Source organism: Cryobacterium sp. TmT2-59, assembly GCF_004403545.1.
Taxonomy (GTDB): domain Bacteria; phylum Actinomycetota; class Actinomycetes; order Actinomycetales; family Microbacteriaceae; genus Cryobacterium; species Cryobacterium shii.
This window is the reverse complement of sequence record NZ_SOGM01000013.1, coordinates 51,670-71,932: the sequence shown is the minus strand read 5'-3', so window position 1 is coordinate 71,932 and position 20,263 is coordinate 51,670. Positions and strand designations below refer to the sequence as shown.

Below are 20,263 nucleotides of genomic sequence, written 5' to 3'. Positions count from 1 at the left end.
TCGGCTTCAAATCATCCGACGCCCTCATCGCCCTCGCCATGCTCAGCCTCGGCGGCCACAAACCAGTGCTCCCCGGCCGGGTTTAACCCACGGTTACGACAGGAGAGCCGAGATTTTGGCGATTTGGGGCCGTCATGCCCCAAAACAGGCTCCGGGGAGCAAAATCTCCGTCGAATTCGTTAGGGGCGTGGGCTGCGGAGTGTCCTCACCGCCGGGCTAGTCCTCGAGGACGAAAGTCACTTCGATGACGACGTCCCACGAGGTGATTTTGCCGTCGTCGACGACGACCTTCTGCTCCTTGACCCAGGCCCCGGAGATGCCGCGCAGGGTCCTGTGGGCCCGCTCGATCCCGGCCGAGACGGCATCCTCGAATGACTTCTCGGACCGGACGCTCAGTGTTGTCACGCGTGCCACAGACATGGTTGCTCCTCTATACATGGATTACTCGGGCTGATGGGGCTTCGTGCCGCTGAGGGTACGCCGATCCGCCGATCCGCGCCCGCACCAATTCGACGGAGATTTTGCCGAAATCGGGCTGTTTCGGTCCAAAACAGGCTCCGGGGAGCAAAATCTCCGTCGAATTGGTTAGAGGCACGAGCCTGGGGGCGGGCGCGGTGCCCAACCTTCCGGGCGAGGGCGGCCGGGAACGCTGAGTCGCTGCGCTAGAACGAGACGGGGGCGGGGGCCAGCGGTCGGGTGCGCACCAGCACCGTGCTGTCGTCGCTGCAACCCTCGATCGGGTTCGGCGTGGCCACACGCTCGGCCGCGTCCCACTCCGGCAGGGTCACGGCGAGGGCGGTGACCGGCACGATCGCGCAATCCGGGTGCGCGCCCGCCTGCGTGAGGTGCAGCAGGCTGTAAGCGGATGCGCCGGGCGCCACCGGCACAACGCTCACGGTGCTCTCTTCGACGCCGGACACCGCCCCGATCGTCTCACCGGAGTTGGAGTCGATCAGAGTAACCACCGGGTAGCCCTGGACCGAACACTCCACCGAGCCGGTGTTCGTCAGCCGCAGGTCCCAGTAGAAGCTGCTCATGCCGCTGTCATGGGGCCGGGCCTGCAGCGACAGCGCCAGGTGGTCGCGGGTACAGACGCCCGGTTCGGCGCGGGGTGGCGTGGTCGGCGTCGCGGTCGGCGCCGCTGAGGCGGTCGGAGTGGTCGTCGCCGTCGGGGTGGCCGCCGTGGTCGAACGCGGTGACTGGGAACCGCCGACCGGGCCGCGGGCGGGCGCCGCGCATCCGGCCAGCACCAGAACCACCGCAGCGCACTCGAGCCAGGTTGCCTGTACCCGCCCGAGACTCCGCATCCCCGTCATAGCCTCAGTGTGGCACCATCGGGCCAGCGGCGCCCGCCGGAGATGAGTGTGGCGAATGATGTGAGAAATCGTCCTCGCGGGTGTCCTAGACTAATCCTCAAAAGGGGGGTCCGATGACCGAGGGATCACCGGGTTTCCTGAACGGCCGTTACCGGTTGAAGGACCTGATCGGCCGTGGCGGCATGGCCTCGGTTTACCGCGCCACCGACGAGCGGTTGGGCCGGGACGTCGCGATCAAGATCTTCGATGCCGCCGCCGCGACCGAGATCGACATCGCACGGCAGCAAGCGGAGATCAACGTCCTGGCGAGCCTGAACCACCACAGCGTGACCACACTGTTCGACGTCGGCGTGCACCGCGCAGACGCCGGGCGGCCGCGGATCTACCTGGTGATGGAACTCGTGGCCGGGGCGGACCTCCGGCGCAGGCTCGACCAGGACCCGCTGTCCACCCGCCACATCGCGCAGGTCGGTTACGACCTCGCCGAGGGCCTGGACTACATCCACGGCCGCGGGGTCGTGCACCGTGACATCAAACCGGCCAATATTCTCCTGGCCGAATACAGCTCCGATTCGAGAACGCGGGCCAGGCTCACCGATTTCGGCATCGCCCTGTTCCCGGACGCCGCGCGGATGACCAACCAGGGCCTGACGACCGGCACGGCCGCCTACCTCAGCCCCGAACAGGCCCGCGGCGACCGGGTGGGCCCTCCCAGCGACATCTACGCCCTGGGACTCGTGCTCCTGGAATGCTTCACCGGCGAGACGGCGTTTCCCGGACAGCCCGTCCAGTCGGCCGTGGCCAGGCTCCTTGGGGATCCGGCCATGCCGGAGACCCTCGCTCCGGCGTGGCGCGATCTGCTCACGTCGATGCTGGCACGCGACCCCGAGCAGCGCCCGCCCGCCGCGGATGTCGTGCTCGCCCTGCGGCAGGCTGTCATCGCCGAAACCGGCCGGCACCGCGTCATGGAGACTCACCACCTGGACGCCGATGAACCCCAGCGGCTCGACGAGGTGGCCCGCCTCGAGATTCTCGACACCCCTCCGGACGGCACCTTCGACCGGATCGCAGCCCTCGCCGCGCGGGTGTTCTCCGTGCCGATCGCCATCGTCAGCATCGTTGACACCGACCGAATCTGGTTCAAGGCACATCACGGACTCGACCTCAAGGAGATCCCGCGCGACCCCGGGCTCTGTGCGTCGGCCATTCTCTCCGAAGGCCCGTGGTTGATAGAGGATGCCCGCCGCGATCCGCGCGCGCTGGCGAACCCGCTCGTGGCCGAGGGGTTCGGCCTGCAGTTCTACGCCGGCGTTCCGCTGACGACCCAGAACGGGTACAACCTGGGCACTCTGTGCGTGCTGGACCACGAGCCACGAACGGTGACAGCGGAGGAGATCGCCACCCTCGAAGACCTGGCCGCGCTCGTGATGAACGAGCTCGAACTCCGCCTCGAAAGCCGCCGCGCAGTCCACCACTAGTTCGAATGGGCACCTGATACAGTGCTGTCTGAATCCAAACGGGGGCACCGGCTGGCAAGCGGCCGAGACGTGTTTCCCCCATCTGAGAGGGGCGCAACACAGTGAAGGCATCAGCAGAACTCGGCTCCAACCTGCAATCCGTGCTCGTCGACCTGATCGAGCTGCACGTGCAGGGCAAGCAGGCGCACTGGAGCGTCGTCGGCAAGAACTTCCGCGACCTGCACCTGCAGCTCGATGAGATCATCGACGACGCCCGGCTGTTCTCCGACGAACTCGCCGAGCGGATGCGTGCACTCGACTCCCTGCCGGACGGACGCAGCGAGACGGTCACCGCGACCACCCACCTGGCCAAGTTCCCGGCCGGAGAGGTGGACACCGCCGAGACGGTCGGCCTGATCACCGACCGCCTGAACGCGACGGTCGACAACATCCGTGCCGTGCACGACGCGGTCGACGAGGAAGACCCGACCAGCGCCGACATCCTGCACGGTTTCATCGAGAAGCTGGAACAGTACGCCTGGATGGTCAGCGCCGAGAACCGCACCCCACGCAAGCCCACGGCCAAGGCGCCGACCAAGCCGGTCGGCAAGGCCTGAGGCACAAGCCTGAGCTTCAGTTCAACGCGCCGGCGAGCGGACTCGGCGCGGTCGGCACGACACAGGGGGTCGGTGTGACGCGGATCGAGAGCGCGAAACCGGTCTGGCTGACCCCGATCGGGAAGCGCACGGCGGAGGCCGGTCTGCGCGATGCCGCGACGGCGGCCTGTGCCGTGAACGGTGACGCCGCGCGGGCCCTGGACCTGGCCCGCGCGCTCGGCGGCAGTGTTCCCCGGCCGGGATCGGGGCAGACGCGCCGGCTGTTCGAGACGCTGGCCTCCCTCGCCGCGGCAGACCTCACGGCGGGGCGGGTCGTCGAGGCGCACCTGGACGCGCTCGCCATCCTGGACCAGGCCGGCGTCGACCCGGCCGGGCTCGTCGGCGGTGGCACCACGGAATCGAGCTGGGGCGTCTTCGCCGCCGAAGGCGCGGGGAGCCGGCTCGACGCGCGGCCGGCCGGCGCGGCCGGCGGCGGGTCGTGGCAGCTCGACGGCACGAAACCCTGGTGCTCGCTCGCCCGCTCGCTCAGCCACGCCCTCGTCACGGCACACACCTCGGCCACCACCCGGAGGCTGTTCGAAGTCGACCTGGCCGACCCCGGGATCACCGTCCACACGGAGGCGTGGGTGGGTCGAGGGCTCCCGGCCGTACCCAGCGGACCCGTCGAGTTCCGGGGCGTCCGGGCCCGGCCGGTCGGGGACGACGGCTGGTACCTCCGCCGACCGGGCTTCGCCTGGGGTGGGATCGGCGTCGCGGCCTGCTGGTGGGGCGGCGCCGTCGGCGTGGCCAGGCGGGTCTGGGAGTCCGTGCTCGAGCGGGAACCCGATCAGATCGCGCTCGCGCACCTGGGCGCCCTCGACCTCGCGCTGACGACAGCCGGGGTCTCCCTGACTGACGCGGCTGCCGCGATCGACGCCGGGGATGCCGCCGGGGAGCAGGGCGCCCTCCTCGCGGCGCGGGTGCGCGGCCAGGTCGCGCGCACGGTCGACGAGGTGATCACTCGAACCGGCCACGCGCTCGGCCCCGCACCGCTCGCCCTCGAGGCCCGGCACTCCGCTCGCGTCTCCGATCTGCAGCTGTACGTGCGCCAGCACCACGCCGAACGGGACGACGCGGCGCTCGGCCGCCGGCTGCGGGATGCCGGCGTATCCCCGTGGTGAGCTTCAGCCACACGGATGCCGGCACGCCCGAGAACCTGTGGGCGGCGGCGCATCGGGAGGCCGTCGCAGCGGGTGAAGCGGCATCCGTCGGCTCGGTGGCCCCCGGATCCGGACCACTGTCGCCGGCACCGCCGGTGCAGGCACTGTGCGTCGACGACTTGCTCCGGCTCGTCGTGATCGCTGCGCACCCCGACGACGAGACCCTCGGCGCCGGCGGGCTGATCGCGTGGGCCGGGCGGGCCGGAGTCCCGGTGACGGTCGTGGTGCTCACCAACGGTGAGGCCTCCCATCCCGGGTCCGGCACGCACGACCCCGCGCGGCTCGCGGCATTGCGCCGGGTCGAGGTGACGGCGGCCATCGCAGCGCTGGCACCCTCGGCGTTGGTGCGCCTGCTCGACCTCCCCGACGGAACCCTGGCCGGGCATCGTGACGAGGCGTCCCGAGCGATTTCCGCCGAGATCGGCTCGGACGGACCGGGAACCTGGCTGGTCGCCCCCTGGACGCTGGACGGACATCCGGACCACGCTGCGGCGGCAGAGGCCGCCTGCCACGCCGCTCGCGGCCGGGGCGTCAGTCTCTTCGCATACCCGATCTGGGCCTGGCACTGGTCCACGCCCGGGGACCCGGTCTGGTCGGACGGCGTGATTCGCACCCTGGAGCTGGCACCCGAAGACCGTCGGCGTAAGACCCGGGCGATGGCCCTGCATTTCAGCCAGGTGCAGCCGCTCTCCGGGCTGACCGGAGACGAACCGATCATCCAGGAGGCTTTTGCCGCGCACTTCGAACGCGGGTATGAGACCTTCATCGAGATCGAGATCGAGATGGAGATCGAGATGGAGATCGAGATGGAGATCGAGATGGAGATGGAGGTCGAGGTCGAGGTCGAGGTCGAACCGAGCCTGTCCGGTGCCTTCTTCGAGGAGTTCTACGCCGGGAAGCGTGACCCCTGGGGGTTCGAGACCCGGTGGTACGAGGAGCGCAAGCGATCCCTGACCCTGGCGGCCTTGCCTCGCAAACAATTCCGGGCGGCGCTGGAACTGGGCTGCTCGATCGGCGTCCTCACGGCCGGCCTGGCCGACCGGTGCGACACCGTCGCCGCGGTCGACGTCGCGGAGCAGCCGCTGCGGGAGGCCCGAGCCCGGCTGGCCGCACACCCCGGCGTCACCTTCGCCCGGCGCACCCTGCCCGCCGAGTGGCCGGAGGGCAGCTTCGACCTGATCGTGTTCTCCGAGGTCGGCTACTACTTCTCGGCGGTGGAGCTGCGCGAGGTGCTCCGGCGATGCCGCGGCAGCATGGCACCCGGTGGCGTGATCGTGGCCTGCCACTGGAGGCATCCGGTGCCCGAGTATCCGTTGAACGGCGACCAGGTGCACGCAGAACTCGGCAGGCTGGCCGGGTTCGAGCGCACGGTGGAGCATCGGGAACGCGACTTCCTGCTCGAGGTGTTCGAAGCCGCGCCGACGCGCTCGGTCGCGCAACGCGAAGGCCTGACACCGTGACGGTCGGCGGGGCGGTCGGCGAGGCGATCGACAGGGTCATCGTCGTGGTCCCGGCCCGTGATGAGGAGGAGCTCCTGCCACGGTGCCTGGCCGCGTTGACCGTGGCGGTCGGGGAGGTCGCCCGCGTGGCAGGCGAGGCGCCGCCCGTGATCGAGGTCGTGGTCGTGCTCGACCGGTGCAGCGACGGCACGGCCGAGGTCGCTGCTGACTGGCCTGCGTTCGCGAGCATCAGCACGGACGGTGGCGGCGTCGGCCTTGCCCGCCGGGCGGGGGCGCGGCACCTGCTCCCGACGTTGACCCACTTCTCCACCGCGACGTGGATCGCGACGACGGATGCCGACTCCGCCGTGCCGCCGAACTGGCTGACCGCGCAGCTCGCCTTCGCCCGCAACTCCGTCGATCTCGTGCTGGGAACCGTGGTGCCTGACGACCGGCTGTCCGACGGAGGCAGGGAACTGTGGGACGCCGCGCACCGGCTGGTAGAAGGGCACCCCCATGTGCACGGCGCGAACCTCGGGGTGCGTGCCGACCGGTACCTGCAGGCCGGCGAATTCGCCCTCGTCGACGGGAACGAGGATGTGCGGCTGGTTTCGGCGCTGCGCCGCCTCGGGGTGAGCGAGATTCGTACCGAACTGATCCCCGTGCTCACCTCCGGTCGGCTCGCCGGGCGCGCCCCGGCGGGATTCGCCGGCTATCTGCGTGACCAGGCGGCGGGGGCCCGGGTCGGTGTGCTGCCCGACGCGGCAGACGTTTCGCTCTAGAGTCCTCAAAACGGCGGTGCCCTCAAAACGGCGCGTCGTCCGGGGGATCTGCGGTCGGCGGCCCGGTCGGGAGCACGGTGGCGGGCTCGGTGACGAAGTCCCGACCCGTTGGGGACGTCCAGGTCAGGATGCCGCCCGGTTGCTGGGTGACGGTCCACCGGGTCTGGGTTTTCAGAGCGTGGTTGGGTTTGCACAGGTGTGCGAGGTTGTCGTGCGCGGTCTCGCCGAGCAGGGCCCAGTCGTGGCTGTGGTCGACTTCCGCACCCCTCGCCGCCCGATGGCAACCCGGAAAACGGCAGGTCTCGTCACGGAGGCGGAGGAATCGGCGCATGGCCTTGGGCGTCTTGTACCGGTCCCGGCCCACCGAGAGCACTACGCCCGTCTCCGGGTGGGTGAGCAGCCGGGTGAAACTCGGCGCCCGCGATGCCAGATCCCGCGCCGTCGCGGGGTCGATCGGTCCGTACCCTTCCAGGTAGCCGGGTTCCTCGCTGTGCCCGAGGAGCGTCATCACCGGGACGGTCACGTGCACGGTGGCTTTGACGCCGGTGCCGACGCCGGTCGGGGTGACTCCGTTGATCAGCAGGTCGCTGATCACGTCTGTGCGCACCTGCGTGAGCGTGCGCTTCTCGCCGAGGCCCTGCAGGCTCACGGCGAGGTCGTTGGCGCGGGCGAAGATCGCCTGCACCAGCTCCGCGCCCGTCGTCAGGTAGAGGGTCGCCATCCCGTCGGCCTCCGCCTGCACGCACGAGGACCGCTCCGCGATCGACCGCGCGTGCCTCGCCGTGATCGTCTCCGGGTGCAGCCGTTCCCGGAGCAGCCTGGCCTTGTGCTTGAGCTTCGAAACGGTCAGGATCTGCGCAGCGGGCAGCAGGGCCTGTTCGAAGGCGGCGAGCCCCTCGGTGGGGATCGACCAGGCCTGCCCAAGAATCGTTTGCGCGTGCCGGTAACTGAACAGACCGTCTCTCAGTGCGGCCCGCGTCGCGGGGAGGTCCTCGGCCAGGGCCCGGCTCTCCGCGAGCAGGGTCTCCGCGGTGCGCTCCGGGATCCGCAGCGTCACGGCCAGTTCGCTGGAGAGCTCCCGTCTCGCGATCTCCGTCTGGTCCCAGAGGGACTGCGCTCCCCGCGGGATCTCCGCCGCGTGCGCCTCACTGAAGCGGCGCGCAGCCTCCACGGCATCGGCCCGCAGGGCGAAGCCTTGCGCGATCACCCGATCGGCGGCCGCAACGGCGTCGAAGAGCAGCCCGAGCTGCTCCTGGGTGGTGCTCACGGTGGTGGACATGCCTCGACTCTAGGCGCACCCTCCGACATCCCCTGAGAACAGGAAAAGCCGGTGGATAACCTGATCAAGCTGCTTTTGTGGAGGACGAGAGCAGGCTCTCACCCGTGCCGGATCCGGTACCGGACATGAGCACGCACGGGGGAACCCAGTGCGACCCGCGGGTGATCGAACTCGTCGACCATGCTCATCCGCAACCGCTCTCAGTGGGGCGGGAGAGCACCGCATTGCCTCGGGATCCGTCCGGCTCCACGACTCGCTCGCCGGGGAAAGCTCGCACCTCGTACTGCCGGACCGGCACCGCGAACGATCACCTCGGTAGTGGTGCCGCCGCCGTTCCGCCACGGGACCGGCACGCGCTCGGTGGCCGGCAGCCAGGCCAGGCCGGCGTCAGGCATCCGTGCGACCAGAGGCATCAGAGCCACCAGAGCCGTCCAGCCCATCCGAGCCCTCCAGCCCACAGAGCCGGCTCCGCACGCCCCGCCGCCAGACGGCCAAGGTGAGCGGCACCCCCGGCCGGTAGGCCAGATGGGCGACGGATGGCGCGTCGAGCACCTGCAGGTCTGCCCACCCGCCCACCCGCAGCGACCCGGCCGCATCCGCCCCGTTCTCGCGGCCGACTGCCGCGGCGGCACCGCGGGTCGCCGCCCAGACGGCCTCGTCGATGGTCAGCCCCATCTGCAGCACCGCCGTCGAAACACAGAACGGCATCGACGTCGTGTACGAGGTGCCCGGGTTGCAGTTGGTGGCCAGGGCGATCCTCGCCCCTGCGCCGAGCAGCCTCCGGGCCGGCGGGAACGGCTGCCGGGTGGACAGGTCGCAGGCCGGCAGCAGCGTCGCCACGGTCGCCCCGCCCGCGAGCGCCTCGATGTCGCGCTCCTTCAGGTGATTGCAGTGGTCGACGCTCGCGGCGCCGAGCTCGACCGCGAGCCGCACTCCGCCGCTGAAGCCGAGCTGGTTGCCGTGCACGCGCACGCCGAGGCCGGCCGCGCGGCCGGCGAGCAGCACCTCCCGGCTCTCCTCCACGTCGAACGCGCCGACCTCGCAGAACGCGTCGATGTAGTCGGCATAAGGGGCCACCGCGGCGAGCATCGGCCCGGTGACCAGATCGAGGTAGTCGCGCCGGTCGATTCCGTCCGGCACGAGGTGGGCGCCGAGGAACGTGACCACGTCGGCCACGGATGTCGCGGCGCGCGCCGACCGGGTCTCGCTCGCCAGGTCGAGGCCGTAGCCGGTCTTCGTCTCCAGGAACGTGGTGCCCTGGGCCTCGGCCTCCCGCCGCAGCCGGGCGGCTCCCCGGGCGAGCTGTTCCTCGCTCGCCGCCCGGGTCGCGGCCACGGTGGTGTTGATGCCGCCCGCGGCATAGCGCTGCCCCGCCATCCGGGCCTCGAATTCCGCGGCCCGGTCGCCCGCGAAGACCAGGTGGGTGTGCGTGTCGACCCAGCCGGGCAGCACGGCGCGACCGCCGACATCCGTGCGGGTGTCGGCCGCGGGGGCCGCGGAGGCCGGGCCGATCCACAGGATCCGGCCCGCCTCGATCACGAGCGCGGCGTCGTTGAGGCGGGCGCGGTCATCGGCCTGGGTGGTCAGTTCGCGGATGCCGGTGATCAGTTCGGTGGTCATGGTCGGTCTCCTGGTGCGCGACTGGCAGTGTCTGAAGAGGCCGGATCGACGGCGGCAGCGGCAGTAGAAAGGGATGCGGTGGCGGAGTCGTCGACCGCTTCAAGCGCGTCGGCCGCGTCAAGTTCGGCGAGGGCGTCCCGCAGCAGGACCTCGGGACGCAGCGAGCCCCCGGGGCCGGCCGCGGTCCCGCCGGGAACGAGAATGCCCGCGTCGGCGACGACCCGGCCGCCCACGATCACCCGGCGCACGTCGGCCGCCGTGGCCGTCAGCGGCAGCTGGCCCGGCAGCGACCCGGCGGTGCGGATGCTGTCGGCGGCCACCTCCACCAGGTCGCAGAGGTCTCCCGGACGCGACCGGTTGTCGCCGAGGCCGAGGCACACATAGCCGTTCCGGCTCCCGGCGGATAGGAGTTCGGCCGGGGCGAAACGGCCGCGCCGGCCCGACGCGAGCCGCTCGCCCGCCTCCAGGCCGCGCAGTTCGAGCAGGGGGTCGACGACGGCGTTCTGGTCGGAGCCGATAGCGATCCGGGCGCCGGCCTGCTGTAGTCGGAGGGCGGGGCCGATCCCGTCGCCCAGGTCGGCCTCCGTGGTCGGGCAGATCACGACCGTTGCCCCGGATGCCCCGATCAGCGCCACATCGTCGTCGGTGAGGTGCGTGGCGTGCACGAGGCTCAGCCGCGGCTCGAGCGCGCCGATCCCGGCGAGGACGCCGGTCGGGGTGCCGCCGTAGGCGGCCAGGCAGTCCGCGTTCTCCTGCGGCTGCTCGGACACGTGAATGTGCAGGGGAACGCCAGCGGGCAGCCCTCGCAGCACCTCGCGCATCGCGTCGGGCGTCACGGCGCGCACGGAGTGGATCGCGGCGCCCAGGCTGATCCGGGGGTCGGCATCCGTCTCGCTGTGCGCTCCCATCCCGGTCTCGGCGGCTGCGTCGCTCGCGAGCGCTGCGCGCAGCGAGTGCCACCGCGCCAGCCAGCCGGCCGCCGAGCCGTCGCCGAACGCGCGCTGGCCCGGCTCGAGCGGTGACCCGATGCCGCCGGCCAGGTAGAGCGTGTCGAGCAGCACCAGACGGATGCCGACCGACCGCGCCGCCTCCGCCAGCGCGAGCTCCATGGCGTGTTCCCGGGGGTACCGGCTGCCGTCTTGCCGGTGGTGCAGGTAGTGGAACTCGCCGACCGCGGTGAACCCGCTGACCAGCATCTCGGCGAAAACCGCGCGGGCCAGCGCGAAGTAGCGGTCGGGGTCGAGGCGGCCGGCCACCCGGTACATCTCCTCGCGCCACTGCCAGAAGTCGCCGCCGCCGGCGTGGGTGCGGCCGCGCAGCGCCCGGTGGAACGCGTGCGAGTGGGCGTTGGCCAGCCCGGGCAGCACGGTGCCGAGCCGCACGTCCGTCGATCGCGGCAGGGTTCCGGGCGTGACCCGGGTGATGCGGCCGTCCGCGGCGGCCTCGAGCCGCACGCCGGGAGTCGGCACTCCGTCGATCAGCAGGGTCTCGCACCAGTAGGCGACCGCCGAAGCGCCGGCGGGCTCGCCCGTCGCCGCGCTCACAGCAGGCTCCGCAGCAGCGCCTCGAGCGCGTCGATCCCGGCCACGCAGTCCTCGACCTCGGCGAATTCCTCCGGCGAGTGCGAGATGCCGGTGGGGTTGCGTACGAAGAGCATGGCGCTGGGCACGCTCGCGGACAGCACGCCGGCGTCGTGCCCCGCGCCGGTGGGCAGCGCCGGCACCCCGCCGAGCGCAGCGGCGAACCGCCCCGCGAGCGCTGCGTCGAAGGCCACGGTGCCGGTCCAGGATTCCTCGGTGACGGCGACGGAGCATCCGTTCAGGCTCACCGCCCGCTCGACCTGGGCCGTGATCGCGGCGACGAGCGCGCGCGTGCCGGCCTCGGTGTCGCACCGGGCATCGAGCCAGGCGTGCACGCTCGACGCGATCACGTTGGTGCCGCCGGGCACGACCTCGAGGCGGCCGACGGTCGCGCGGGCGCCCGGGATCGCCGCCGCGGTCTCCTGCACGGCGACGATTGCGCGGGCGGCGGCTACCATCGGGTCGCGGCGCCCGGTCATCAGGGTGGTGCCGGCGTGGTTGCCCTGGCCGGACACGGTCAGCCGCCAGCGCCCGTGCGCCAGGATCGACGAGGCCACGGCCACCGGCCGGCCCAGGTCGATCAGGCCGCGGCCCTGCTCCACGTGCAGTTCGAGGAAGAGGCTGATCCGGGCCAGGGCCTCCGGGTCGGCTCCGAGCCGCCGCGGGTCGAGCCCGGCCGTGGCGGCGGCCTCGGCCAGGGTGATGCCGTCGGCATCCGTCAGGGCGCGCGCCCGGTCGGCGTCGATGCCGCCGGTCAGGAGCCTCGAGCCCAGGCAGGCGATCCCGAACCGGGATCCCTCCTCCTCGGCGAAGACCAGCACCGCGCAGGGACGGGAGGGCGTGAAGCCGGATGCCTGCAGCCGGCCGATCGCCTCCAGCGCGCTGACGACGCCGAGCGGGCCGTCGTAGGCGCCGCCGCCCGGCACGGAATCCAGGTGGCTGCCGGTGACGACGGCATCCGGCCCCGGGGTTCCCCACCAGGCCCAGAGGTTGCCGTTGCGGTCCGTCTCGACCGCGAGCCCGAGACGCTCGGCGCGCAGGGCGAACCAGGCCCGCAACTCGAGGTCGGGCCCCTGCCAGAGTTGGCGCGAATACCCGCCGCGGCGGGCATCCCGGCCGATGTCGGCGATCTCGGCGAGACCGGCGAGGGTCCCGTGGGCCAGTTCGCTCACTCTGACTCCCACTCCCACATTGCGCACGTAACCGCTCGCGCGCCGCCGGCTCCGAGCCCGTGAGGGGTCCCACATCGACCCTCAAAGGGCTCGCGAAGGTCGATGTGGGACCCCTCACGGAAGAAATGAGCGAACAACCCCGCAGCCCCGACTGCCGGGCTCACTCCGACTCCCACATCGGCACGCGCAGGCCGCGTTCGCGGGCGACTTCTTCGGCCCGCTCGTAGCCGGCGTCGACGTGCCGCATCACCCCGGTGCCGGGGTCGTTGGTGAGCACGCGCTCGATCTTCTCGGCCGCCAGGGGGGTGCCGTCGGCCACGATGACCTGGCCGGCGTGGATGCTGCGGCCGATCCCGACGCCGCCGCCGTGGTGGATCGACACCCAGGTGGCGCCGGACGCCGTGTTCAGCAGGGCGTTCAGCAGCGGCCAGTCGGCGATCGCGTCGGAGCCGTCTTTCATGCCTTCGGTCTCCCGGTACGGCGACGCGACCGAGCCGGAGTCGAGGTGGTCGCGGCCGATCACGATCGGGGCACTGAGCTCGCCCGACGCGACCATCTCGTTGAACTTGATCCCGGCGAGGTGGCGTTCCTTGTAGCCGAGCCAGCAGATCCGGGCTGGCAGGCCCTCGAAGTGAACCTTCCCCTGCGCTTTCGTGATCCACCGGCGCAGGGGCTCGTCCTCGGGGAACAGCTCGACGATCGCCCTGTCGGTGGCCGCGATGTCGGCCGGGTCGCCCGAGAGCGCCACCCAGCGGAACGGCCCCTTGCCCTCCGCGAACAGGGGGCGGATATACGCGGGCACGAACCCCGGGAAGTCGAACGCGCGCGCGCAGCCGCCCAATTGCGCCTCGGCCCGGATCGAGTTGCCGTAGTCGAAGACCTCGGCGCCGGCATCCTGGAAGCCCACCATTGCGGTGACCTGCTTCGCCATGGATGCCCGGGCCCGCTCCGTGAACTCCTCCGGCTTCGCGGCCGCGTAGGCGTGCCACTCCGCCACGGTGACGCCCTCAGGCAGGTAGGCGAGCGGGTCGTGCGAGCTGGTCTGGTCGGTGACGATGTCGATCGGAACCCGGCGTTCGAGCAGTTCGGCGAACACGGTGGCCGCGTTGCCGACCACGCCCACCGACAGGGCGCGCTTCTCGGCCTTCGCCGCGAGCACACGGGCGACGGCGTCGTCGAGGTCGGTCGCCAGCTCGTTGAGGTAGCCGTGCTCGACCCGGCGCCTCAGCCGGCTCTCGTCGACGTCGACGATCAGCACGGCCCCCTCGTTCATCGTGACGGCGAGCGGCTGGGCGCCGCCCATGCCGCCGGCGCCCCCGGTGAGGGTGAGGGTGCCGGCCAGGGTTCCACCGAACCTCTTGGCGGCCACGGCGGCGAAGGTTTCATAGGTGCCCTGCAGGATGCCCTGGGTGCCGATGTAGATCCAGGAACCGGCCGTCATCTGGCCGTACATGGTCAGCCCGAGCGCCTCGAGGCGGCGGAATTCCGGCCAGGTGGCCCAGTCGCCGACCAGGTTGGAGTTGGCGATCAACACCCGCGGCGCCCACTCGTGGGTGCGGAACACGCCCACCGGCTTGCCGGACTGCACGAGCAGGGTCTCGTCCTTCTCCAGCGTGGTGAGGGTGCGCACGATCGCGTCGTAGGCCTCCCAGCTGCGCGCGGCCTTGCCGGTCCCGCCGTAGACGACCAGGTTCTCCGGGTGCTCGGCGACCTCCGGGTCGAGGTTGTTCATCAGCATCCGCAGCGGCCCCTCGGTCTGCCAGCTCTTCGCGGTCAGCTCGGTTCCGCGGGCGGCGCGCACGGGGCGGGATTCGGACATCGGTGTCTCCTTCAGTGTTCGCGGAATGTTCGGGTTCGTGGGGCGTCGGTTTTCGTGGGCTCGTCGGTGAGGTCAGGACGGAGCGGGGAGGCGCTCGGCGCGGCCTAGGCCCGCCGACACCTGCCCGGCGGCGCGCGCGAGCAGGGGGCCGTAGCGACCGATATCGCCCGGCGTCACCCGGTAGCTGGGGATGACCAGGCTGAGGGCTGCGACGACGTTCGCTTCGGAACGAATGGGGGCGGCGAGGGCCGTGACATCCGTTTCGACGCCACGTTCGACGACGACGTAACCGGCCGTCGGGGTCTGCCTGGCGAGGACCTGCCCGGCAGCGGACCCGTCGAGTGGCACGGTGCGGCCGACCCAGTTCGCGTGGCGCACGGAATGGGTGCCCGGGGCGATGGCGATGTAGAGGGCGGATCGGTCGTGGCCCGCCACGCTCAGGTAGACGGATTCGCCGGTGTCGGCGACGAGTCGTTCCATGGCCGGGCGGCACAGCGTGACCAGCGATTCGCTGCTGAGCGACTGCGCGCCGAGCTGGATGATGCGGCTGCCGGGCAGGTAGGCCCCATCGTCGGTCTTGCGCACGAAGCCGCGGGTCTCCAGGGTGCGCAGCAGGCGGAGGGCGGTGCTCGGGGAAAGGTCGACCGCCCGGGAGCTCTCGGAGAGGGTGAGCCCGTCGCCGTCGCAGATCACCGCGAGCAGATCGAGGGCGCGCTCCACGGTGCGGGTGGATGACTCGGCCATAATGCTCCTTCGATGCGTTCTGTGTCATCCAGTAAAATACAGATGTCGTGCAATGGCAATAGCCAGACGGTGTTTCGGCCACCCGCGCGACATAATCGACTATGACGACAACCGCGCTGCTGGCCCTCGGGGCCGAGCAATACGTGCTCCTGACGACCTTTCGCAAGACGGGGGATGCGGTGGGCACCCCCGTCTGGATCGCGGCGGATGCCGACCGGCTGCTCGTCACGACGGGCGGCACCAGCGGCAAGGTCAAGCGCCTGCGGCACACCGAGCGGATCGAGCTCACCCCCTGTACCGCCCGCGGAGTCGTGACGCCGGGCGCGGCGACGGTCACCGCCCGGGCCCTCGTGCACACCGACGCGGAGACCCTCGCCGTGCTCGACTCGGCGCTGCTCGGGAAGTACGGCCTGAAGTACCGCGCCATCCGCGCCGCCCAGCGGCTCCGGGGATCGACCACGGAGTCCGTCGCCCTCGTGATCACAGCCGGGCAGACAGACTAGACGGCTGAGCAGTCGCTGAGCCGCAGCCGGTCAGTCGCCGAGCAGCACGCCGCGTTGAGCGAGGAACGGCCGGGCGTCGATGGCCGTGCCGTCGAGCCTGACCTCGAAATGCAGGTGGCAGCCCGTGGAGGCGCCCGTGCTCCCCACCCCCGCGATCACCTGGCCGGCGATCACGCTCTCCCCGACGCTGACGAACGTCTGCCCGTCAGCGATGTGCGCGTAGCCGGTTTCGACGCCGTTGCTGTGGTCGATCTGGATCCAGTTGCCGTAGGTGCCCTGGGGGCCGGCGGCGGTGACGACGCCCGAGGTGGCCGCGTAGACGGCGGCGCCGCAGGCCGCGCTGATGTCGGTGCCACGGTGGAACGCGCTCACCCCGGGCATAGGGCGGTCGGGCCGGGGGCCGAAGCCGTCGGTGACGTGGCCGATGGCAGGGAAGGCCCAGCCCTGACTGCTGAGTTGGCCGACGTCAGCGCGGGAGAGTAAGTCGGGCAGGGTGGTCTGCTCGGGCGGGGCAGACTGCTCGGGTAGCGGCGTCGTCTCGAACGTGGCCGGGGCGCTCGCCGCGAGGGCGGACAGCTCGCTCGTCGCCGCGTTGAGGTCCGCCTCGGAGGCCTCCATCGCGGAGCGGGTGGCGTCCAGCGGAATGGTGCCGATCAACGCCTGCAGTCCGGCGTCCTGGTCCCGCAGTGACTGCGCGAGTTGGGCATCCGCTTGAACCCGCTCCTGCACCTTGCCCAGATTCGACGTCAGCCGGGAGAGGGTGTCCAGGGTCCCGAGCTGCTGCAGCAGGTTGTCCCCGTGGGCTTCGGAGAGCAGCAGGGCGAGGGAGGCGGTGCCGGGCTGCTGCAGCCGTGCCCGCACCAGCGTGGCCAGCGCCCGCTTGGACGCTTCGGCCCTGGCATCGGCCCCGACGCTGAGGTCGTGCGCGAGGGTCGCCCGGCCGGTGACGGCGTCGAAGTCGGCCTTGGCGGACGCGTAGGCGAGCCGGTTCGTGTCGTAGGCCGCCTGAGCCGTTTGCTGGCGTGCCAGAGCGGATGCGTAGGCCGCGGCGTGCACGGCGGCACCCGTTCTCGACTCGGCGGCGCGCTGCGCGGCGATCGCCCTGGCTTCGGCAAGGGCGCGGGCGCTTGAGGCCGAGCCGGAGGGCTGTGCGGACGGGAGCGGCGCGGCGGCCGCCGGCGGGGCGGGCAGGGGCTGGGCGGGTGCGGGCTGAACTGGCACGGGCTGAACTGGCACGGATACCGGCGGCGGCTCGTCCGTCGGGTTCGTCGCGGGTGGGGTCGGCGGGTCGGGGGTCGGCGGGGGCGCTGTCGTCGGCGTCGGGGTAGGAGCTGGAATGGCAGTGGGGGCTGGGGTCGGTATGGGAGTGGGCGCCGGGTGGGGCGAAGGAACCGGCGTCGGGACCGGTGCCGGTGTCGGGACCGTTGCCGGCGTCGGTGTCGNGCAGTGGGGGCTGGGGTCGGTATGGGAGTGGGCGCCGGGTGGGGCGAAGGAACCGGCGTCGGGACCGGTGCCGGTGTCGGGACCGTTGCCGGCGTCGGTGTCGGACTCGGTGTTGGTGTCGGCGTGGCGACGGTCGGGGGAGCCGGGGTGGGTGTCGGCCCGGGGGCCGGTGCGGGGGGCACCGCTGGGCCGGGCGGGGGAACCGTTGTCGGCGTTGGCGTTGGCACGGCAGGGGGCCCCGGTGTCGGTGCCGGTGTTTGTGCCGGCTGTTCCGCCGGCCCTGGAAACGGGGTGCTCCCCGAAAACGGGGTGCTGCCCGGACCCGGCAGCGTCGGCCCCGCGTCTGCCCGGGCGGGGGCCGGGCCCCCGGCGGCCAGGAGCAGAGTGATCGCCAGGCACGCGCCGGAAGCGGCCAGACGTCGTTCCGGGGGTTGCCCCGGTGCACGGCTGGTCCGGCGAGCACTCGGCCTGGAGTTCATGAGCCTGCGCAATTCATTTCGGGTGGTAGACCTGCCGTTCGAAGGGTCGCGGCGGAGACATCATGGCATGGGCCATCGGCGCTCACAAGCAGACCCGACCGGCGAACGAGAGGACAGGCACAGCGCACGGACCGGTCCGAGTTCAGCGGATGTCCGGGCCGGGATCACCCGCGCGTTGCGGCCCGCGCCCTAACGAATTCGACGGAGATTTTGCCCGAATGACCACGAAATCGGGCCCAAAGGGCACGAAAACACCCCTTCGCGGAAAAATCTCCGTCGAATTGGTTCAGCGCCCTCGGGGGGGATCTAGGCGAGGGGGCCCGTCACGGAGGCAGCGGCATCCCGCACCGCGCCCGTCGCGACCAGGGCGACGACGGCCTCGATCTCGGGGGAGAGGAACCGGTCGTGACCCGGGCCGTCGGCCACGGTGCGCACCAGGCCCCGCACCGCACCGGTGGCGGGCCCGGGAACGAGCGGCGAACGCAGGTCGAGCGAGCGCGCGGCGGTCATGATCTCGATCGCCAGCACCCGGCCGAGGCCGTCGATCGAATGCCGCAGCTTGCGGGCCGCCGCCCAGCCCATCGACACGTGGTCCTCCTGCATCGCCGACGAGGGGATCGAGTCGACGGATGCCGGCGCCGCCAGCCGCTTGAGCTCCGACACGATCCCGGCGGCCGTGTACTGCGCGATCATCAGGCCCGAGTCGACGCCGACCTCGTGCGCCAGGAACGGAGGCAGTCCCTTGTTGCGGGAGGCATCGAGGTGCCGGTCGGTGCGCCGCTCGCTCATGCTCGCGACATCCGCCGCAGCGATGGCGAGGAAGTCGAGCACGTAGCCGACGGGGGCGCCGTGGAAGTTGCCGTTGGACTGCACCCGGCCGTCCAGCGTGACGACGGGGTTGTCCACGGCGCTGGCCAGTTCGCGGCCGGCGATCAGGGCGGCGTGGTCCAGGGTGTCCCGGGCGGCGCCGTGCACCTGCGGGGCGCAGCGCAGCGAGTACGCGTCCTGCACCGTGGGATCGTCCGGGCCGGCGTGGCTCTGCAGCAGCGGGGAACCGGCCAGCAGGACCCGCAGGTTGGCCGCGCTGACCGCCTGGCCGAGCTGGGGCCGCAGGGCCTGCAGATCGGCGGCGAAGGTGGCATCCGTGCCGAGGAGGGCCTCGACGCTCATCGCCGCGGCGATGTCGGCGGTCGTGAGCAGGCGGGAGAGGTCGGCGAGGGCGAGCACCAGCATCCCGAGCATGCCGTCGGTGCCGTTGATCAGGGCGAGGCCCTCCTTTTCGGCCAGCACGACCGGGCTGATCCCGGCGGCGGCCAGGGCCTCGGCGCCGCCCCGCAGGGTGCCGCTCGCATCGCGCACCCGGCCTTCGCCCATCAGGGTGAGCGCGCAGTGTGCGAGCGGGGCGAGGTCACCGGAGCAGCCGAGCGAACCGTATTCGTGCACGACCGGGGTGATGCCCGCGTTGAGCAGCGCCGCGTAGGTCTCGGCGACGACCGGTCGCACGCCGGTGCGTCCGGTCATCAGGGTCGAGAGCCGCAGTAGCATCAGCGCGCGCACCACCTCCCGCTCGACCTCGGGGCCGCTGCCGGCCGCGTGCGAGCGCACCAGGCTGGCCTGCAGCTGGGCGCGGCGGTCGCTCTCGATGTAGGTCGTCGCGAGCGCGCCGAAGCCGGTCGAGATCCCGTAGTGCGGGCTCGTGTCGCTGGCCAGGCCCTCGATGATGCGGCGGGTCGCGGCGACGCCGTCGAGTGCTGCCGGCGCCAGCACGACGCGGGCGTCCTGGCGTGCCACGGCGATGACGTCGGTGAAGTCGATCGGGCCGGTGCCCACGGTGACGGATGCGGTGGCGAGGTTCATACTCCGATTCGACACCAGCCCGGCCGCCGGCACCACGGGTTTACACTCGGATGTGTCCGGTATCCCGGACAGTTGACGAGGGCGGATGTGACTCATGAACAGGGCGAAGGTTCCGGCGGCGGATGGCGCGCTGCGCATCCTCTCGCATCTGGCGATGCAGCGCGGGCCGGTGCCGGCCTCCGCCATCGCCACGGCCCTGGGCCTGCCGCGGTCGAGCGTCTACGACCTGCTGGCGGCGCTCGCCGACCAGGGTTTCGTCGTGCACCTGCCCGAGGAACGGCGCTACGGGCTCGGGGTGGCGGCGTTCGAGCTGAGCTCCGGCTTCGCGCGCCAGCAGCCGCTGTCGCACCTCGGTCGCCCGCTGATCGCGCAGCTCGTCGACCGGCTCGGCGAGAGCGCCCACCTCGTGGTGCTGCATGGCCGCGACGTGATCTACCTGATCGAGGAGCGCGCGCCGCGCCGGCCGTCGCTGGTGACGGATGTCGGCGTGCGCCTGCCGAGCCACCTCACCGCGAGCGGGCGCGCCCTCCTCGCGGCGCTGCCGGCCGCCCAGTTGCGGGCGCTGTACCCCAATGCGGCGGCGTTCGCGTCCCGCGACGGGCAGGGCCCGCGCACCTCCGGTGAGCTGCGGCGGCTGCTCGAGCGGGTGCGGGCCGACGGGTTCGCGCAGGAGGACGGCGAGATCACGGCGGGGATGGCATCCGTCGCCGTGGCCGTGCGGGACCACGCGGGCTGGCCGGCCGCGGGCATCGCGCTCACGTTCCCGCGGGAGCGCATCGCGCCGTCCGAGTGGCCGGGGCTCGCCGCCGAGCTGGCGGGCACGGCGGCGGAACTCTCCCGGCGCATCCGCGGCCGGCACCCCGGCGCCTGATCGGCCTGCGTACCGACAGCGGCCTGCGCACCAATAGCCCTGCGGACCAATAGCCCTGCGGACCAATAGCCCTGCGGACCAATAGC

The 20,263-nt window shown here is 71.8% G+C and carries 17 protein-coding genes; 7 read left to right on the top strand and 10 right to left on the bottom strand.

The genetic code is table 11. The annotated features are described in order from the left end of the window. Positions 1 to 216: 216 nt before the first annotated feature. Both E3T24_RS01815 and E3T24_RS01810 read right to left on the bottom strand, forming a co-directional pair. Positions 217 to 420, bottom strand: coding sequence for a dodecin family protein (locus E3T24_RS01815; RefSeq protein ID WP_134403098.1), 204 nt, complete (start codon positions 418 to 420; stop codon positions 217 to 219). Between the two features lie 242 nt (positions 421 to 662). Continuing rightward, on the bottom strand, positions 663 to 1,316 hold the full coding sequence (locus E3T24_RS01810) for a DUF4232 domain-containing protein (RefSeq protein ID WP_134365020.1): 654 nt from the start codon (positions 1,314 to 1,316) through the stop codon (positions 663 to 665). Between the two features lie 113 nt (positions 1,317 to 1,429). Here E3T24_RS01810 and E3T24_RS01805 point away from each other — a divergent pair, with 113 nt between their 5' ends. From E3T24_RS01805 to E3T24_RS01785, 5 genes are all read left to right on the top strand, one after another. Beyond that, on the top strand, positions 1,430 to 2,794 hold the full coding sequence (locus E3T24_RS01805; RefSeq protein ID WP_134403097.1) for a GAF domain-containing serine/threonine-protein kinase: 1,365 nt from the start codon (positions 1,430 to 1,432) through the stop codon (positions 2,792 to 2,794). A 101-nt stretch (positions 2,795 to 2,895) separates the two neighbouring features. Further along, a complete protein-coding gene (locus tag E3T24_RS01800; RefSeq protein WP_134365022.1) occupies positions 2,896 to 3,390 on the top strand; it encodes a DNA starvation/stationary phase protection protein in 495 nt (164 codons plus the stop codon). Between the two features lie 74 nt (positions 3,391 to 3,464). Beyond that, positions 3,465 to 4,550 (top strand): acyl-CoA/acyl-ACP dehydrogenase, encoded by a 1,086-nt coding sequence (locus E3T24_RS01795; RefSeq protein ID WP_134365023.1) that lies wholly within the window; start codon positions 3,465 to 3,467, stop codon positions 4,548 to 4,550. Next, positions 4,547 to 6,049 carry a bifunctional PIG-L family deacetylase/class I SAM-dependent methyltransferase gene (locus E3T24_RS01790; protein ID WP_241978588.1) on the top strand — a complete coding sequence of 501 codons (1,503 nt, stop codon included), beginning with the start codon at positions 4,547 to 4,549 and terminating at the stop codon, positions 6,047 to 6,049. Before E3T24_RS01795 ends, E3T24_RS01790 begins: the two co-directional genes overlap by 4 nt. Next, on the top strand, positions 6,046 to 6,810 hold the full coding sequence (locus tag E3T24_RS01785) for a glycosyltransferase family A protein (protein WP_134365025.1): 765 nt from the start codon (positions 6,046 to 6,048) through the stop codon (positions 6,808 to 6,810). The genes E3T24_RS01790 and E3T24_RS01785 overlap by 4 nt, the downstream gene beginning before the upstream one ends. Before the next feature lie 22 nt (positions 6,811 to 6,832). Here the strand turns inward: E3T24_RS01785 and E3T24_RS01780 are convergent, their stop codons facing one another. The 6 genes from E3T24_RS01780 to E3T24_RS01755 all read right to left on the bottom strand — a co-directional run bounded on the left by E3T24_RS01780 (position 6,833) and on the right by E3T24_RS01755 (position 15,024). After that, positions 6,833 to 8,089 carry an HNH endonuclease signature motif containing protein gene (locus tag E3T24_RS01780; protein WP_134365026.1) on the bottom strand — a complete coding sequence of 419 codons (1,257 nt, stop codon included), beginning with the start codon at positions 8,087 to 8,089 and terminating at the stop codon, positions 6,833 to 6,835. Positions 8,090 to 8,476: 387 nt separating this feature from the next. Beyond that, on the bottom strand, positions 8,477 to 9,709 hold the full coding sequence (hutI, locus tag E3T24_RS01775) for an imidazolonepropionase (protein WP_134365027.1): 1,233 nt from the start codon (positions 9,707 to 9,709) through the stop codon (positions 8,477 to 8,479). Next, the gene (locus E3T24_RS01770) at positions 9,706 to 11,253 is read right to left on the bottom strand and encodes a formimidoylglutamate deiminase (protein ID WP_134403092.1); all 1,548 of its coding nucleotides are present in this window, start codon (positions 11,251 to 11,253) and stop codon (positions 9,706 to 9,708) included. Before E3T24_RS01770 ends, hutI begins: the two co-directional genes overlap by 4 nt. After that, on the bottom strand, positions 11,250 to 12,461 hold the full coding sequence (locus E3T24_RS01765) for an allantoate amidohydrolase (protein ID WP_241978587.1): 1,212 nt from the start codon (positions 12,459 to 12,461) through the stop codon (positions 11,250 to 11,252). Before E3T24_RS01765 ends, E3T24_RS01770 begins: the two co-directional genes overlap by 4 nt. A 160-nt stretch (positions 12,462 to 12,621) precedes the next feature. Further along, complete coding sequence (hutU, locus tag E3T24_RS01760; protein ID WP_134365030.1) at positions 12,622 to 14,280, bottom strand: urocanate hydratase; 1,659 nt, start codon at positions 14,278 to 14,280, stop codon at positions 12,622 to 12,624. 72 nt (positions 14,281 to 14,352) lie between these two features. Then, the gene (locus E3T24_RS01755) at positions 14,353 to 15,024 is read right to left on the bottom strand and encodes an IclR family transcriptional regulator (RefSeq protein WP_134365031.1); all 672 of its coding nucleotides are present in this window, start codon (positions 15,022 to 15,024) and stop codon (positions 14,353 to 14,355) included. Between the two features lie 101 nt (positions 15,025 to 15,125). Between E3T24_RS01755 and E3T24_RS01750 the strand changes: the two genes are divergently transcribed. Next, positions 15,126 to 15,527, top strand: a complete 402-nt coding sequence (locus E3T24_RS01750) for a PPOX class F420-dependent oxidoreductase (RefSeq protein WP_134365032.1) — start codon at positions 15,126 to 15,128, stop codon at positions 15,525 to 15,527. Positions 15,528 to 15,557: 30 nt separating this feature from the next. On the opposite strand, the gene E3T24_RS01745 is transcribed toward E3T24_RS01750, so the two are convergent. Further along, entirely contained in the window at positions 15,558 to 16,748 is a 1,191-nt protein-coding gene (locus E3T24_RS01745; RefSeq protein WP_134434218.1) for a M23 family metallopeptidase, read from the bottom strand. A gap of 1,007 nt (positions 16,749 to 17,755) precedes the next feature. Then, a complete protein-coding gene (gene hutH, locus E3T24_RS01735) occupies positions 17,756 to 19,306 on the bottom strand; it encodes a histidine ammonia-lyase (RefSeq protein WP_134367832.1) in 1,551 nt (516 codons plus the stop codon). A gap of 94 nt (positions 19,307 to 19,400) precedes the next feature. Here hutH and E3T24_RS01730 point away from each other — a divergent pair, with 94 nt between their 5' ends. After that, a complete protein-coding gene (locus E3T24_RS01730; RefSeq protein WP_134367833.1) occupies positions 19,401 to 20,177 on the top strand; it encodes an IclR family transcriptional regulator in 777 nt (258 codons plus the stop codon). The last annotated feature ends 86 nt before the right edge of the window (positions 20,178 to 20,263 follow it).

What these genes read in the sequence shown, in the direction of transcription:
- E3T24_RS01815 (WP_134403098.1), bottom strand. Translation starts at nt 420, where the DNA reads ATGTCTGTGGCACGCGTGACAACACTGAGCGTCCGGTCCGAGAAGTCA.
- E3T24_RS01810 (WP_134365020.1), bottom strand. Translation starts at nt 1,316, where the DNA reads ATGACGGGGATGCGGAGTCTCGGGCGGGTACAGGCAACCTGGCTCGAG.
- E3T24_RS01805 (WP_134403097.1), top strand. Translation starts at nt 1,430, where the DNA reads ATGACCGAGGGATCACCGGGTTTCCTGAACGGCCGTTACCGGTTGAAG.
- E3T24_RS01780 (WP_134365026.1), bottom strand. Translation starts at nt 8,089, where the DNA reads ATGTCCACCACCGTGAGCACCACCCAGGAGCAGCTCGGGCTGCTCTTC.
- hutI (WP_134365027.1), bottom strand. Translation starts at nt 9,709, where the DNA reads ATGACCACCGAACTGATCACCGGCATCCGCGAACTGACCACCCAGGCC.
- hutU (WP_134365030.1), bottom strand. Translation starts at nt 14,280, where the DNA reads ATGTCCGAATCCCGCCCCGTGCGCGCCGCCCGCGGAACCGAGCTGACC.
- E3T24_RS01755 (WP_134365031.1), bottom strand. Translation starts at nt 15,024, where the DNA reads ATGGCCGAGTCATCCACCCGCACCGTGGAGCGCGCCCTCGATCTGCTC.
- E3T24_RS01750 (WP_134365032.1), top strand. Translation starts at nt 15,126, where the DNA reads ATGACGACAACCGCGCTGCTGGCCCTCGGGGCCGAGCAATACGTGCTC.
- hutH (WP_134367832.1), bottom strand. Translation starts at nt 19,306, where the DNA reads ATGAACCTCGCCACCGCATCCGTCACCGTGGGCACCGGCCCGATCGAC.
- E3T24_RS01730 (WP_134367833.1), top strand. Translation starts at nt 19,401, where the DNA reads ATGAACAGGGCGAAGGTTCCGGCGGCGGATGGCGCGCTGCGCATCCTC.